We start from the raw sequence: 13,947 nt of genomic DNA on the forward strand, positions 1-13,947 counted from the left end.
GCCTTATGTTTGAAGGATCCGCGGTCGCGCTGGTCACCCCGTTTAAGAACAACGCGGTGGACGAGCAAAAATTAAAAGAATTGGTGGAATTCCAAATCGCCGGGGGAACCCGAACCATCGTGCCCTGCGGCACCACCGGGGAAACCTCGACCCTGTCCCACGAAGAGCACAACCGCGTCGTGGAGCTCACCGTCAAATTCGTCAACAAACGGGCGCGCGTTTTGGCCGGCACCGGCTCCAACGCGACCCAGGAAGCCATCGAGCTGACGCGTCACGCCAAGGCGGTGGGCGCCGACGGGACACTCCAGATCACGCCCTATTACAACAAACCCACCCAGCGGGGCTTGGCGGACCATTTCAAAGCCATCGCCGAGGCGGTGGATTTGCCCATCGTTCTCTACAACGTCCCCGGCCGGACGGGGGTCAACATGCTGCCTTCCACCGTTGTGGACCTTGTTCGGTCCTGTCCCCGGGTGGTCGGCATCAAGGAGGCCTCGGGCAACATCGATCAGAGCACCGAAATCATCCAGGCCCTGGGGCCGGTTTTCGAGGTCCTTTCGGGCGACGATTCCCTCACGTTGCCGATCCTGGCCGTGGGCGGCAAGGGGGTTGTGTCGGTCGTGGCGAACCTGGTGCCCGGCGACGTTTCCGGCCTTTGCGCGGCCTGGGAAAAAGGCGACACGGCGGACGCCGCGCGGCGTCATCTCAAACTCTATCCCCTCTGCCGCGCCATGTTCCTGGAGACCAACCCCATCCCCGTCAAAACCGCCATGGGGTGGTTGGACCTCTGCGAGCCGGACATGCGGTTGCCGTTGACGCCCCTGGAAAAGGGCAACGCGGAAAAACTGGAAAAAGCGCTGCGCGATTACGGGCTGGTGGGCCCGCGACGCCGGCACGCGGGGTGCTGACATGTTGAAACTTGGGATCATCGGCGCGGGTGGACGGATGGGCCAGGCTATCATTGATCTGGCCTCAAAAGATTCGGGGATCGTTTTGTCGGCGCTTGTGGAATCCAGTGGCAGCCATATAATCGGGCGGGAGGTTCACAAGATCCGAGTCATCGATGACGTTAAGGCCGCGTTGAGAACAGTCGACGCAATGATCGATTTTACTGTGCCCCAACTCAGCGCCGCCCACGCCGAACTTGCCGCGGGCTCGAACATTCCTCTTGTTGTCGGCACCACCGGCTTGATGGAGCAAGACTTGGTCCGGGTCAGGGAAGCCGCTAAACGCGTTGCTATTGTTCAATCCCCCAACATGAGCCTTTCGGCGAACGTGCTGTTTGAGGTCGCCGAACGGGTCGCGGCCCTGTTGCCCGGTTACGACGCCGAGGTCACCGAGATCCACCACAACTTGAAAAAAGACGCGCCCTCCGGGACGGCCAAACGCCTGGCCGAAAGCGTGCGCCGGGGCCGCCAAAAGGGCCGCTTCGTGTTCGGCCGCGAGGGATTGGTCGGGGAACGCAAAGCCGACGAGATCGGCATCCACGCCGTGCGCGGCGGCGACGTCGTGGGCGACCACACGGTGCTGTTTTTGGGGGACGGCGAGCGGATTGAGCTCGTCCACCGCGTGACCTCCCGCACGGCCTTCGCCGCCGGGGCGATCGCCGCCGCGAAATGGGCCGTGGGAAAACCCGCGGGCCTTTACGACATGGCGGACGTTTTGGGATTGGCGAAAGCCGATTTGCGGGGGAAAAAGTAGAACAACAGGCTGAGCAATAGAATCGCCGCGGGGTGGTATTCGCGCCCAAAAAGGGCCCAGGCCAGCATCGTGACAAAAGGCAGGGCGATGACAAAAACATGCAACCGCATCGCCTCCGAATGGAACGGCGCGGCGAAACGGCGCCAGGGGTTCCCCTTCACCAAGAACACGGTGTCGGCGATCAGCGCCCCGACCGCCATGGGCCAGTACTTCCCGAGCAGGTGGGCGAGCGGCGTGTAAAAGTCCGAATTGATGAATCCGTTGCGACCGAAGAGCCGCACCGGTTCCATCTCCGCGAACACCGATAGAAACACCCCGTAGAAGGAAAACACGAGCCCGTAAACCCAAAAAGCCGCGGCCGCCGCCCCGAGGGCAAGGGCGGCCAGCAACACCGCGTACCCCGCCGCGGGCAAGTCCCTCAGGGGGGGGAACCGCTCTTCCAAGGCGGGCCGGGTCGTCGCCCCCGTCGTCAATATTTGCAAAGCGGCCGTGACGACGCACGCCCAGGAGAAAACGAGGGCCGCCAGCCAGGTGCTCCAACAAAACTCCTGTAGCGACCACTGTTGGCCCAGGGCGAAGGGCGAACTGAGGCCGAACCCGACCACGGCAAGGGGGCGGAACATGGTTCTTATGATTTTGAGGCCGAGCGCCGAGTTGAACACCCGGCCATTCTAGCGAATTCCGGTTCCGTGGTCCTCCCACGGAAAGGCTATAATTGGTTATTCCCATGACACGTCCTTTTCCCCTGTGCCGTTTCGACGCCGGCGACGGCCCCCGGTGGGGCCGTCTGTGCGGGACCCGCGTCGAGGAAATCCTCCCCGATCCCTTCGGACCCTTTGAAGCGACGGGGGTGGAATGGCCCTTGGCCCGGGTCCGCCTTTTGGCCCCCGTTCGGCCGTCCAAGATCGTCGCGGTGGGGGTCAACTACGCCGACCACGCCAAGGAGTTCGGCAAGGCCCCGCCCCCGGAACCTTTGATTTTCCTCAAACCCCCCAGCGCCGTGATCGGACCGGGCGATCCCCTGCGGTTGCCCCTCCGTTCGAAACAGGTGGATTTCGAGGCCGAAATCGCCGTCGTGATCGGCCGCCGCGCCCGCCGGGTGTCGCCGGGCCGCGCCCTGGACCACGTGTTGGGCTACACCCTCATGAACGACGTCACCGCCCGCGATTTACAGAGGTCCGACGGGCAATGGACCCGCGCCAAGGGGTTCGACGGTTTCGCGCCCTTGGGGCCGTGGATCGTCCCGGGGCTGTCGCCGGGAAACATCGGCGTTGAAGCCTGGGTCAACGGAAAGCGGCGGCAGAAATCCTCAACCCGGCGATTGATTTTCGACATTCCCGCCCTGGTGGCCTTCGTGAGCGGGGTGATGACCCTGGAACCGGGGGACGTGATTTCCACCGGCACCCCATCGGGCGTGGGGCCGCTGCGGCCCGGCGACCGCGTGGAAATTCGCTCGCCGCAAATCGGGCGCCTGATGAACCGGGTGTCGCGGTGATCGGCCGGGTCTGGCGGGGGTTTTGGAATCTCTGGGCCGATGACGTTCGACCGGCGGCGCCGGTTTACGACCCCGTTCACGTGGGGTTGGTGCTGGTGGGGTGTTTAACGGTTTTCGCCGTCCTGTTTTGGACCCTTTGGGCCCTCCTGGTGTGCGAAGGGGGGCTGTTTGTTAAAATAGGCCCCCTCCTCAAGGTGGTGTTCACCGCGGCCACCTGGGCCGACGCCGGCGTTCGGGGGCCCCGCGAGCTCGGGGTGTTTGAAGGATGGATCGTGAATTTGGCGGGTCTCGCGATGACCCTGTTCCTCGCCCTCGGCGTGGGAAGCGTCCTGCTCGCGCCGCCCCGTAAAAAATAAAGGAGATCGAACCATGGCCGTTCCCGCTTCCGACCGTTTGGGCCAATTGCCCCCCTACCTTTTCGCCGCCATCGACGCGAAGAAAAAAGCCGCGAAGGACCGGGGCGCGGACATCATTTCCCTCGGGGTGGGCGACCCGGACCTGCCCACGCCGGTCCGGATCATCGCCGCCGGCCAGGCGGCCCTGGCCAAAGCGGCCAACCATCAATACCCCTTCGGCGCGGGTCTGCTGTCTTTCCGTCAAGCGGTGGCCGGTTGGTACAAAAAGCGTTTCCAGGTGGAATTGGACGCCGAGACCGAAATCCACGCGCTCATCGGTTCCAAGGACGGCCTCACCCACCTGCCCCTGGCGTTTCTCAATCCCGGCGACGTGGCCCTTATCCCCGAACCCGCCTACCCGGCCTACAACGCCTCGGTCATCCTGGCCGGCGGCCAAACGCATTTCTTGCCGCTCCTGCGGGAGAACAATTTCCTGCCGCGACTGGACACCATCGCGCCGGAGGTCTTGAAACGGGCCAAACTGCTCTACGTCAATTATCCCTCGAACCCGCTGTCGGTCATGGCGCCGGCGTCCTTTTATGAAAAAGTCATCGCCTTCGCCCGAAAGAACAACATTCTCGTGGTTCACGACGCCGCCTATTCCGAAATGTACTACGACGCGCCGCCGCTGTCCTTCCTTCAAATCCCCGGGGCCAAGGACGTGGGCATCGAGTTCCATTCCTGTTCCAAGACCTACAACATGACGGGTTGGCGCATCGGCTGGGTCTGCGGCAACGCCGACGCGGTGAAAACGTTGGGTCGGCTCAAGGACAATTTCGACTCCGGCGTCTTCCAGGCGGTCCAGGAGGCCGGCGTCGAGGCGCTCACCGGGCCTCAGGACGACGTGGCCGAGATGCGGCGCGTCTACCGCGAGCGGCGCGATCTTTTCGTTCAGGGGTTGCGCGGACTCGGGTGGGACGTGGTGAACCCGCCGGCGACCTTTTACGTCTGGGCCAAGCCGCCCAAAAACATTTCCTCGGCGCGCACGGCCGAGCGCCTGTTGGAGGAGGTCCACATCGTCTGCACGCCGGGCAACGGCTTCGGGCCCTCCGGGGAAGGGTACGTGCGGTTCGCCTTGACGGTCCCGCGCCCGCGGCTTGAGGAAGCCCTGGAGCGCATCGCCAAAATCGTTTGGTGATCCCCGCCTACAGCCCCCCGGCGTCGCCCCGGGCCGGGGCGTGGATGATCGCCCTTTCCGCCTTGCTGTTCGGACTGTTGGGCGGCGTGGTGAAACATTTGTCCGCGACGTTCCCACCGGATACGATCGTTTTTTTCCGGAACGCGGTGGGTCTCCTGGCCCTCGTCCCCTTTGTCCACCGGGCGGGCCTCCGCTCCCTCGCCACCCGCCATTTCTTTCGTCATGTCACCCGGGCGGCGGCGGGGCTGGCCTCCATGTATCTTTCGTTTTTCGCCATCGGGCGCCTCCGCCTGGCCGACGCCTACGTGCTCTCCTACACCGCGCCGCTTTTCATGCCGCTCATCGCCAAGATCTGGTTGAAGGAGAAAATTCCCACCCACAGCCTGCAGGCCCTGGCGCTGGGGTTCGTGGGCGTCCTGCTGGTAATGAAACCCGGGACCGGGGTTTTCCAACCTGTGGCCCTGGCGGCCTTGGCGTCGGGCATTCTGGGGGCGGTGGCCCAGGTGGGCATCCGCCAGCTCACCGAGACCGAAACCTCCACGGCCATCGTGTTCTATTTTGGTTTGCTCGCCTCGGGGGTTTCCGCCCTGCCGCTCGCGGGATCCTGGCGTCCGGTTCCCGCTTCGTTGTGGGGGTGGATCCTCCTTCTGGGGGGTCTGGCGACGGTGGCCCAACTCATCATGACGGGCGGTTACCGCCGCTCCTCGCCCGGCCGGGTGGGGCCTTTGATGTACATCGCCGTCGCCGTGGCCGCCCTGTTGGACTGGGTTCTGTGGCACCGTCGCCCGGACGTTTTTTCGGCCGTGGGCACGGCGCTCATCGTGGTGGCGGGCGTTCTCATCATCCACCGCACCCAGCGGGCGGTGCCGGGGCTGGAGGAGCCCGCCGCGGCGTGATTCAAAAAAACACGCGCTTTGTCCTGGTCCGGCCCCGCAACCCGTTGAACATCGGGGCGGCGGCCCGCGCCATGGCGAACTTCGGTTTCGAGGACATGGTCGCGGTCAAGCCCTACGCCCCCGTTTGGAAGGAAACGACGAGCGCCGTCGGGGCCGAGCGGTTGGTGTCGGCGGCGCGCGCCACGAATTCCATCGAAGAGGCGACCGGGGATTGCGCCCTGGTGGTCGGCACCACGGCCCTGCGCGACCGCCGCGCCGACCGGCCCGTGGTTCCCCTGCCGTCCCTGGCGGCGCACCTGCGTCGCCACCACCCCGAACTCCTCTCCGGCCGGGCCCGCGCGGCGGTGCTTTTCGGCTCCGAAAAAACGGGATTGCCCGGCGCTTATCTCGCCCGCTGCCATTTCTGGATCACCATCCCCACCGACGATCGCACGCCGTCCATGAACCTGAGCCACGCGGTGGCCCTGACGGCCTACGCCTGGGCCCAAGTGGAAGCGCGGCCCGCCCCCGCGCTCCGCGCCGGGGCCCCGGAACCGGCGACCGTGGCCGACCGCCGCCGCTTGGCGGCCCACGCCCGGGAGGTTTTTGAGGCGGTGGGGTTTCTTCCGTTCCTGTCCCCTTCGGAAAAAGTGCGCAAAGTGCGTGAAAAGCTTTTGTCCTGGCGGATTCAGCGGCCCGATGTGGCGCTCATGCACGGGTTGTTCCGGTTTATTCTTCGAGAGCGAAAATGATCCGTCGCGAACGGGTTTTTCTCGGGTTGGGGTCGAACGTCCGGCCCCGGCGATCGCGCCTGCGGGGGGCGGCGCGGGCCCTCGCCCGTTTGCCGGGCACGCGGGTCGTGCGCGCTTCGTCGGTTTACGAGACGTCGCCGGTGGGTCCCGCCCAGGCCGACTATTTGAACGCGGTGGTGGAGATCGCCACCGGGTTGCCGCCCGTCGATTTGTTGCGCGAGCTCAAATTGTTGGAGCGCGCCCTCGGTCGTCGACCACGCGGCCGCTGGCGGCCCCGCGAAATCGATCTCGATGTTTTGTTTTACGGGCGCCGCCGCGTGCACGCCCCCGGTCTCGCGGTGCCGCACCCGCACTGGCGGGAGCGCCGTTTCGTGCTGGAGCCCCTGGCCGAAATCGCGCCGCGTTTTCGCGATCCCGTGACCGGCCAGACGGTGGCGCGGGCCCGGGCCAAATTGACAGCCCCGGACCAAAGGATTAAACTGGCTTCGCCCGCGATCCTATGACGAAAAAACCACCGATCGACGCCGCCAAAGTCACCGTCCGAACCCTGCGCGCCATGAAAAGCGCCGGGGAGAAGATCGTCGCCCTCACGGCCTACGACGCGCCCATGGCGCGGCTGGTGAACGCCGCCGGGGTCGACGTGGTCCTGGTCGGGGATTCCGTCGGCAACGTCAAGCTGGGGTACGCCAACACCCTGCCCGTGACGGTGGAGGAGATGCTCCACCACACCCGCGCCGTCCGGCGCGGGAACGGCCGCGCGCTGCTGGTCGCCGACATGCCCTTTTTGTCCTACGAGTTCGACCCGAAGGACGCCGTCCGCCAGGTCGGCCGCCTCGTGAAGGAGGGCGGGGCCGAAGCGGTCAAGGTGGAGGGCGCGGGTCCGGTGCTGCCCTCATTGAAAGCCCTGATCGCCGCCAACATCCCCGTCATGGGGCATCTGGGGTTGACGCCCCAGTCGATACACCGGCTGGGCGGCCACCGCGTGCAAGGGCGCGACCGCGCCGACGCCGCGCGGCTGCTGCGGGACGCGAAAACATTGGAACGGGCCGGCGTGTTCGCCCTCGTGCTTGAGGCCGTGCCGGCCGCGTTGGCGCGGCGGGTCACGCGGGCCCTGCGCGTCCCGACCATCGGCATCGGCGCGGGCCCCGACACCGACGGACAAATTTTGGTGTTGGACGATCTCTTGGGTTTTTCCGACGCGCTCCCGCCCCGGTTCGTCAAGGCCTACGCCGCGCTTTGGCCCCTGGCCCGGGCGGCGGCGGCGCGCTACCGGGACGACGTGAAGGCCGGCCGTTTCCCCGGTCCGGCGCAAACTTACCTCTGATGGCGATCGGGGGCGTGGTCCTCCTCGCGGCGGGCGCGGTGCTCCTGTGGGGCTGGTGGGCGTCGGGTCTCTTGTTGCGTGGCGACCGGGACCCCCTCACGACCCGGCCCGAGACCTTCGGTTTTCCCTACCGCGACGAAACCTTCTGCTCCGCCGACGGCGTTCCGTTGCGCGCTTGGTTCGTTCCCGCGCCGCACCCGACCGACGTCACCCTGGTCCTTTGCCACGGGTGGAGCGCCAACCGCTCCGATGTGCTTGAGCGCACCCATTTTCTCCGGTCGCGCGGCGGCTACAACCTCTTCCTCTTTGATTTCCGCGGTCACGGGGAAAGCGGTCCCGGCCGCACCTCCCTGTCCCGTTACGAAATCGACGACCTGCGGGCGGCCCTCGCGCACGTGCGCTTTGAGCACCCCCGGGAAGCGGCGCGCGTCGGCATTTTTGCCATGTCCATGGGCGGCGCCCTGGCCCTGTGGGCGGCCGCCGACGAGCCGGCCGTGGCCGCCCTCGCGGCCGAAAGCCCGTTCCCGGAGCTGGGGCCCACGGTGCTCCGCTACGGGCGGTTGTTCCACCACACGCCCCCCTTTGTCGGGCGCCTGGCCCTTTGGTTCGCCCGCCAACGCCTGGGGTTTGATTTCGGCGACTACGCGCCGATCAAGGCCATCGGTCGCATCGCGCCGCGGCCGGTGTTCCTCATCCAAGGCGACCGCGACCGCCGCATTCCCCGCGCCGAGGGGGACCGGTTGTTCGCCGCCGCCCGGGAACCCAAAACCCAGTGGACCGTCCCCGGCGCCGATCACGGCAAAGTGGCGGAAGTGGCGGGCCGCGCCTTCCAGGATCGATTGTTGGCTTTCTTCAACGGGGCCTTTGGGCGATGAAGATCGTTCGGAGCGCCCGCGCCCTGCAAGCGCTGTCCGCCCGTTGGCGGGGCCGGGGCGAGACCATCGGGTTTGTCCCCACCCTGGGCGCGCTCCACGAAGGGCATCGCTCCCTCGTTCGCCGCGCCCGTCGTGAAAACAAACGGGTCGTGGTCTCCATTTTCGTGAACCCGACCCAGTTCGGGCCCCGGGAAGACCTCGCGCGCTACCCCCGCCCTTTTCGTCGGGATTTGGCCCTCTGCCGCGCGGCCGGGGTGGACGCCGTGTTCGCTCCGTCGGCCGCCGGGTTCTACCCCCCGGGGTTTCAAACGTGGGTCACGGTGGAGGAACTGTCCCAACCCCTGTGCGGACCTTTTCGGCCCGGGCATTTTCGCGGTGTGGCCACCGTTGTTTTGAAGTTATTGAACGCGGCCCAGCCCCACCGGGCCTATTTCGGCGAGAAAGATTTCCAACAACTGCGGGTGGTCGAGCGGCTCGTGCGCGACCTGGACGTGCCGGTGCGCGTGGTGCCCTGCCCGACGGTGCGCGAACAGGACGGTCTCGCGTTGTCGAGCCGAAACCGTTATTTGACCCCCGCGGAGCGCCGCGCCGCGCCGCATTTGCGGCTGGCTTTACGGACCGCGGCCCAAGTGTTAAGATCCCGTCGGAACGCCCCCGCCGCGGAACGCGCGGCCCGGGCCGCGCTCGCCCGCGGCGGATTGCGGCGGATTCAATATGTTTCGGTGGTGGAACCCCGCACTCTGCGGCCCTGGGAGGGGCGGGGCCCCGCCCGCATCGCCGCCGCGATTTATGTGGGCCGCACGCGTTTGATCGACAACCGGCGGGCTTGATCCCGCACAAGGAGCCACGTTTCCCAACGGACGCCCGCCATGGCCGACGCCCTCGCCCGCTTCTGGAACAACGGTCTCATCCACGTCGTCGACATCCTCCTCCTGTCGTTCGTCATCTATCGAATTCTGGTGTTGTTCCACGGGACCCGGGCCGTGCAGGTGCTGCGCGGGCTGGTCATCCTGGCGGTGGTGACGTTCCTCGTCGACAACGTGCTGCGGTTGCCCGCCCTGGGGTGGGTGTTGCGCACCTTTTGGATCGCCTGGGGCGCCGTGTTGGTGGTGGTGTTCCAGCCGGAACTGCGGGCCTTCCTGGCCCAAATCGGCAGCCGCCGCTTCGCGCGCACCCTGATCCCGCCGGAGCTCACTTTCGTCGATGAAATCGTCGACGCGCTCAAAGAGGCCGCGGCCAACAAAATCGGCATGCTGATCGTGCTGGAACAGGAAACCGGCCTGCGCAATTTCATCGGCACCGGCACGCCCATCAACGGCGACGTGACCAAGGACCTTTTGCTCACCCTCTTCTTTCCCAACACCTTGCTGCACGACGGCGCGGCCATCGTCCGCGACGACCGTCTCGTGGCGGCGGGCTGCGTCCTGCCGTTGTCCAACGACCCGTCCCTCGCGCGGATTTTCGGCACGCGGCACCGGGCCGCCCTGGGCGTGAGCGAAATATCCGACGCGCTCGCCCTGGTGGTGAGTGAGGAGACGGGGACCCTGTCCCTCACGCACAGCGGGCGCATCGAGCGCGACATCGCCCCCGAAGACCTGCGCGAGCGGCTCAAAGCGGCCTACCGGCTCTTGAACGACCGCGGCCTCTTCCGCCGTCGCGCGAACCGGTCCGGCGATCTATGAAAATCTGGCGGCACAATTGGGAACTGAAGGTCCTGGCGATTGTCTTGGCGCTGTTCCTGTGGTGGGTGGTGCACCACCAAGACGCCCGCCGTCCCGCGCCCGCGGGCCGGGCGGCCCCGACGGTGAAACGCTGATGGGAAGGCTTTTCGGCACCGACGGCGTGCGCGGGTTGGCCGGGCGCCCCCCCCTGTCGGTGGATTTTGTCCGTCGTCTGGGTTGGGCGACCGGCCGGGTGCTGGCCGCCCATGAGCCGGGGCGTCCCCGGGCCGTTTTGGCGGTGCGCGACACCCGCGCCTCGGGCCCGCCGCTCCTGTCCGCCCTCGCCGACGGCCTCGGGGCCGCCGGTTACGCCTTGCTCGACGGCGGCGTTCTGCCGACGCCCGCGGTGGCGGCGCTCCTGCCCGACCTGCCCGTGGCCGCGGGGGCCGTGCTCTCGGCTTCGCACAACCCGGCGCCCTACAACGGCATCAAGCTCTTCAACCCCCGGGGCATGAAGATCGACGACGCCTGGGAGGACGCCATCGAGCGCCTCGCCCTGGACCAGGAATCCGCGATCGCTCCGGCGCCCCGCCTCAAACCGTTCCCGGCCGCGCGCGCGCGTTACGCCGAATTCCTTTTCAACGTCTGGCCCCGGGGGGTTTCCCTCCGGGATTTCCCGATCGTTCTGGATTGCGCCCACGGGGCGGCGTCCACGGTCGCGCCGGCGCTATTCCGGCGGTTGGGCGCCCGGGTGACCGTTTTGTCGGCGGCGCCCAACGGGCGAAACATCAACCGGGGTTGCGGCGCGCTCCACCCGGAGGCCTTGGCCCGCGCGGTGCGCCGTCACGGCGCCCGTCTCGGCGTGGCCTTCGATGGGGACGCCGACCGCGCGATCTTCGTGGACGAAACGGGCCGGGTGCGGGACGGCGACGCCGTCCTGCTGGTGACGGCCCGGGCGCTTCAGGCCCGCGGGCGGTTGCGCGCCGACGCCGTCGCCGTGACGGTCATGACCAATCTGGGGTTGATCCGCGCCCTGGAGGCCCTGGGTCTTCGGGCCGAAGTGACCCCCGTGGGCGACAAGCACGTTTGGCGGGGCATGGTGAAAAGCGGCGCCCTGCTGGGGGGAGAGCCTTCGGGCCACGTGATCTTCCGGGAATTTTTACCGACGGGGGATGGGATTCTGACGGCGCTTCAGGTTTTGGCGGTGCTGGCCGAAACGGGTCGGTCTTTTTCGGCGCTGACGTCGCTGGCGGTGGAGTACCCCCAGGCGCTCGTGAATGTGACGGTGAAAGAGCGCGTGCCCCTGGAAAAGATCCCCGGGTTTCCGGCCGCCGTGGCCGCGATTGAAAAATCCCTCGGCGCCACGGGCCGGACCCTCATCCGCTACTCCGGCACGGAACCGTTGCTGCGGGTCATGATCGAGGGTCCCGACCGGGCCCTCATCACCGCCCACGCCGAACGCCTCGCGTCCATCGTCAAAGCCGCCGGCGTCTGATTTTCAACGCACCTCGTAAATCGTCGCCCGCTCCGCCGGATCGGTGCGGACCGGACGAAAACGGTCCGCGTCTTTCAACGCCGCTTCGACACCCGCCAGCCCCCGCGCGAGGGCGTTGTCGGTCCGGGTCAAACCAAAGTCCACCGATTCTTCCCACAAAACGTAACGCGCCCGCCGTTGCTTTAAAGACGCGGCCAAACCCTCGGACGATTCGGCCCTTCCCACGGGCTGGAACACCCGGCCCGTCCAAATCAGGTCCCGGGCGTAGAGGGCGCTGGCGAACCCGTCGCCGGGGGTCGTGTTGCCCTGAATCCAGGCGTATGTGTTCTTGAGCGCCGGCGGTCGCCCGGCCTCCCCGCCCCGGAGCAAGGGGATGTTCTGACTGAAAAACGCCGCCGCGATCACCGCCGCCGCGGCGAGGGCCGTCGCCCGGGGGCGCGCCTTTAGAGCGGCGGGCAGCCCTTCGGCGGCCATCAAAAGCAGGAACGGCAGGAGCGCCACCAGATAGCGTTCGTACCACCAGGGCCACAGCGTGTGCATGGCCAAACTGCCGATCACGAACCACGCGACCGCGTCCCCCCGGTTCGCGCGCAACCGACGTTGGAGCCCCAGGAGGACGCACGTGAAGGGCGCGGCGCCCGCGAGCAACGCCGCGGGGGCGGTGATCGCCCAGGGCAGGGGCAGGAGGGTCCGCCCCCAGGTTTCCACGATCTGCCGCAGGTTGCCCATCATCAAGTCCCCGCCGCGCCCCGCGCCCAGAGCCGCCCAGAGGAGCGGGAGTTCCTTGGCTTCCTGCACCCCGCCCCCCGCGCGGGCCCAGAGGGACCACAGGGCGAATCCCGCCGCGGGGATGGAAACCGCCGCGATCAGGTCCCGACGGCGTTTTTGAAGCGCGAGCGACAGCCCCACCGCGCCCCACAGGGGCAGCGCGGCGGGACGGATCAAATAGGCGCCCAACAACGCGAGGCCCGTTTTCCACCCCGGCCCCGGGAGCAGCGCGAACACCCCCAGAGCCGCCAACAGGAAAACGGGTTCCGGCATGACGATCCCCGCCCGGGAGAGCACCAGGGGGTTGAGGGCGAAGGCGGCGCCCAGCGTCAGGGCCGCGAGGGTCGAATACCGGCGGCGAAACCAGAGGGCGACCGCCCCCGCCGCCAGCGCCAAGTAAAGAGCCGCCAGCAGTTGGTGGGCGAGGAAAGAGTCGGGGGCCAACGCGGCCGCGGGAAGGAGAAAAGCCGGGAACCCCGGGGTCGTGTCGGTGAACGGGGGCGTTCCGGGCAAAAACCACATGCGGTAATGGCCCTCGGCCAGGGACCGGGCGGCCAGGACATAAAGCGCGTCGTCGTTCTCGATTCCCAGGTAGCCGCGGGGCGCCGCCCACCACGGGATCAACGCCAACAAGAGGGCCCACAGGCCAAAGGGGATTTTGGTCCACCGGTTCATGGACCCATCATAGCGAAACGCCTTCCGATATGGAATAATCGTCGACACACTCCCTCATCCATGCCCTTTCTCGGCGTCAACATCGACCATGTGGCCACGCTTCGCCAGGCCCGTCGCGCCCGTTTCCCCGACGTGGCCGCCGCCGCTCGCGCCGCCCGGGAAGGGGGGGCCGATTCCATCACGGTCCATTTGCGGGAAGACCGCCGCCACATTCAAGACAAGGACGTGGCCCTCGTGCGCAAGGAGCCGGGTCTGCGGCTCAATTTGGAAATCGCCGCCACGGACGAGATGGTCCGCATCGCGCGGGTCATCCGCCCGGACAGCGTGTGCCTGGTGCCGGAAAAGCGCCAGGAGTTGACCACGGAAGGCGGCTTGAACGTCGCGCGCGGACTCGTCCGCTTGCGCGAAATCACGCGCCGCTTGCGGTCGGCGGGCATCGCGGTGAGCCTCTTTATCGACCCGGACGAAGAGCAGGTCCGCTCGGCCAAGGACGCCGGCGCCGATTGGGTGGAACTGCACACCGGCGCCTACGCCAACGCCAAGCCCGCCGAGCGGGAGGGGGAGCTCGTGAAACTCCGCGCGGCCGGCGCGGCCGCCCTGGGGGGGGGGCTCGGGCTCAACGCGGGGCACGGTCTGGATTACGACAACGTGGGCCCCGTGTCGCGGATCGACGGGATGCGGGAGTTGAACATCGGGTTCTCCATCGTGGCCCGCGCGGTGTTTACGGGGTTGACGACCGCCGTGCGGGAAATGAAAGTTTTGATGTCGGCCGGCGCGCCGGCCGGGAGGTAGA

At 67.3% G+C, this 13,947-nt stretch carries 17 protein-coding genes; 15 read left to right on the forward strand and 2 right to left on the reverse strand.

Annotated features, from left to right (window positions below; genetic code table 11):
- Nucleotides 1-5: 5 nt before the first annotated feature.
- Both IPI56_01375 and IPI56_01380 read left to right on the forward strand, forming a co-directional pair.
- The gene (locus tag IPI56_01375; GenBank protein ID MBK7544392.1) at nt 6-908 is read left to right on the forward strand and encodes a 4-hydroxy-tetrahydrodipicolinate synthase; all 903 of its coding nucleotides are present in this window, start codon (nt 6-8) and stop codon (nt 906-908) included.
- A gap of 1 nt (nt 909) precedes the next feature.
- Nucleotides 910-1,701, forward strand: a complete 792-nt coding sequence (locus tag IPI56_01380; protein MBK7544393.1) for a 4-hydroxy-tetrahydrodipicolinate reductase — start codon at nt 910-912, stop codon at nt 1,699-1,701.
- On the opposite strand, the gene IPI56_01385 is transcribed toward IPI56_01380, so the two are convergent.
- Complete coding sequence (locus IPI56_01385; GenBank protein ID MBK7544394.1) at nt 1,644-2,324, reverse strand: hypothetical protein; 681 nt, start codon at nt 2,322-2,324, stop codon at nt 1,644-1,646. The two genes, IPI56_01380 and IPI56_01385, sit on opposite strands and share 58 nt — an antisense overlap.
- A gap of 104 nt (nt 2,325-2,428) precedes the next feature.
- On the opposite strand from IPI56_01385, the gene IPI56_01390 reads away from it, so the two are divergent.
- From IPI56_01390 to glmM, 12 genes are read left to right on the forward strand one after another with little or no spacing between them, the layout of a single operon-like run.
- Nucleotides 2,429-3,196, forward strand: coding sequence for a fumarylacetoacetate hydrolase family protein (locus IPI56_01390; GenBank protein MBK7544395.1), 768 nt, complete (start codon nt 2,429-2,431; stop codon nt 3,194-3,196).
- The gene (locus tag IPI56_01395; GenBank protein ID MBK7544396.1) at nt 3,193-3,552 is read left to right on the forward strand and encodes a hypothetical protein; all 360 of its coding nucleotides are present in this window, start codon (nt 3,193-3,195) and stop codon (nt 3,550-3,552) included. Before IPI56_01390 ends, IPI56_01395 begins: the two co-directional genes overlap by 4 nt.
- A gap of 13 nt (nt 3,553-3,565) precedes the next feature.
- Nucleotides 3,566-4,729 carry an LL-diaminopimelate aminotransferase gene (locus IPI56_01400; GenBank protein MBK7544397.1) on the forward strand — a complete coding sequence of 388 codons (1,164 nt, stop codon included), beginning with the start codon at nt 3,566-3,568 and terminating at the stop codon, nt 4,727-4,729.
- The gene (locus IPI56_01405; protein ID MBK7544398.1) at nt 4,726-5,625 is read left to right on the forward strand and encodes a DMT family transporter; all 900 of its coding nucleotides are present in this window, start codon (nt 4,726-4,728) and stop codon (nt 5,623-5,625) included. Before IPI56_01400 ends, IPI56_01405 begins: the two co-directional genes overlap by 4 nt.
- Nucleotides 5,622-6,356 carry an RNA methyltransferase gene (locus IPI56_01410; protein ID MBK7544399.1) on the forward strand — a complete coding sequence of 245 codons (735 nt, stop codon included), beginning with the start codon at nt 5,622-5,624 and terminating at the stop codon, nt 6,354-6,356. The genes IPI56_01405 and IPI56_01410 overlap by 4 nt, the downstream gene beginning before the upstream one ends.
- Nucleotides 6,353-6,859: a 2-amino-4-hydroxy-6-hydroxymethyldihydropteridine diphosphokinase gene (gene folK / locus IPI56_01415; protein ID MBK7544400.1), complete on the forward strand. Its 507-nt coding sequence runs from the start codon at nt 6,353-6,355 to the stop codon at nt 6,857-6,859. The genes IPI56_01410 and folK overlap by 4 nt, the downstream gene beginning before the upstream one ends.
- The gene (gene panB, locus IPI56_01420; protein MBK7544401.1) at nt 6,856-7,680 is read left to right on the forward strand and encodes a 3-methyl-2-oxobutanoate hydroxymethyltransferase; all 825 of its coding nucleotides are present in this window, start codon (nt 6,856-6,858) and stop codon (nt 7,678-7,680) included. The genes folK and panB overlap by 4 nt, the downstream gene beginning before the upstream one ends.
- Complete coding sequence (locus IPI56_01425) at nt 7,680-8,555, forward strand: alpha/beta hydrolase (GenBank protein ID MBK7544402.1); 876 nt, start codon at nt 7,680-7,682, stop codon at nt 8,553-8,555. The genes panB and IPI56_01425 overlap by 1 nt, the downstream gene beginning before the upstream one ends.
- Nucleotides 8,552-9,385, forward strand: a complete 834-nt coding sequence (locus IPI56_01430; GenBank protein ID MBK7544403.1) for a pantoate--beta-alanine ligase — start codon at nt 8,552-8,554, stop codon at nt 9,383-9,385. The genes IPI56_01425 and IPI56_01430 overlap by 4 nt, the downstream gene beginning before the upstream one ends.
- Before the next feature lie 39 nt (nt 9,386-9,424).
- Nucleotides 9,425-10,237 (forward strand): TIGR00159 family protein, encoded by an 813-nt coding sequence (locus IPI56_01435; GenBank protein ID MBK7544404.1) that lies wholly within the window; start codon nt 9,425-9,427, stop codon nt 10,235-10,237.
- The gene (locus tag IPI56_01440) at nt 10,234-10,371 is read left to right on the forward strand and encodes a hypothetical protein (protein MBK7544405.1); all 138 of its coding nucleotides are present in this window, start codon (nt 10,234-10,236) and stop codon (nt 10,369-10,371) included. Before IPI56_01435 ends, IPI56_01440 begins: the two co-directional genes overlap by 4 nt.
- Nucleotides 10,371-11,711 (forward strand): phosphoglucosamine mutase, encoded by a 1,341-nt coding sequence (gene glmM, locus IPI56_01445; protein MBK7544406.1) that lies wholly within the window; start codon nt 10,371-10,373, stop codon nt 11,709-11,711. Before IPI56_01440 ends, glmM begins: the two co-directional genes overlap by 1 nt.
- A gap of 3 nt (nt 11,712-11,714) precedes the next feature.
- Here the strand turns inward: glmM and IPI56_01450 are convergent, their stop codons facing one another.
- Nucleotides 11,715-13,154: a hypothetical protein gene (locus IPI56_01450; GenBank protein ID MBK7544407.1), complete on the reverse strand. Its 1,440-nt coding sequence runs from the start codon at nt 13,152-13,154 to the stop codon at nt 11,715-11,717.
- 60 nt (nt 13,155-13,214) lie between these two features.
- Between IPI56_01450 and IPI56_01455 the strand changes: the two genes are divergently transcribed.
- On the forward strand, nt 13,215-13,946 hold the full coding sequence (locus tag IPI56_01455; protein ID MBK7544408.1) for a pyridoxine 5'-phosphate synthase: 732 nt from the start codon (nt 13,215-13,217) through the stop codon (nt 13,944-13,946).
- The last annotated feature ends 1 nt before the right edge of the window (nt 13,947 follow it).

It is taken from the genome of Elusimicrobiota bacterium, assembly GCA_016706425.1.
GTDB lineage: Bacteria > Elusimicrobiota > Elusimicrobia > FEN-1173 > FEN-1173 > JADJJR01.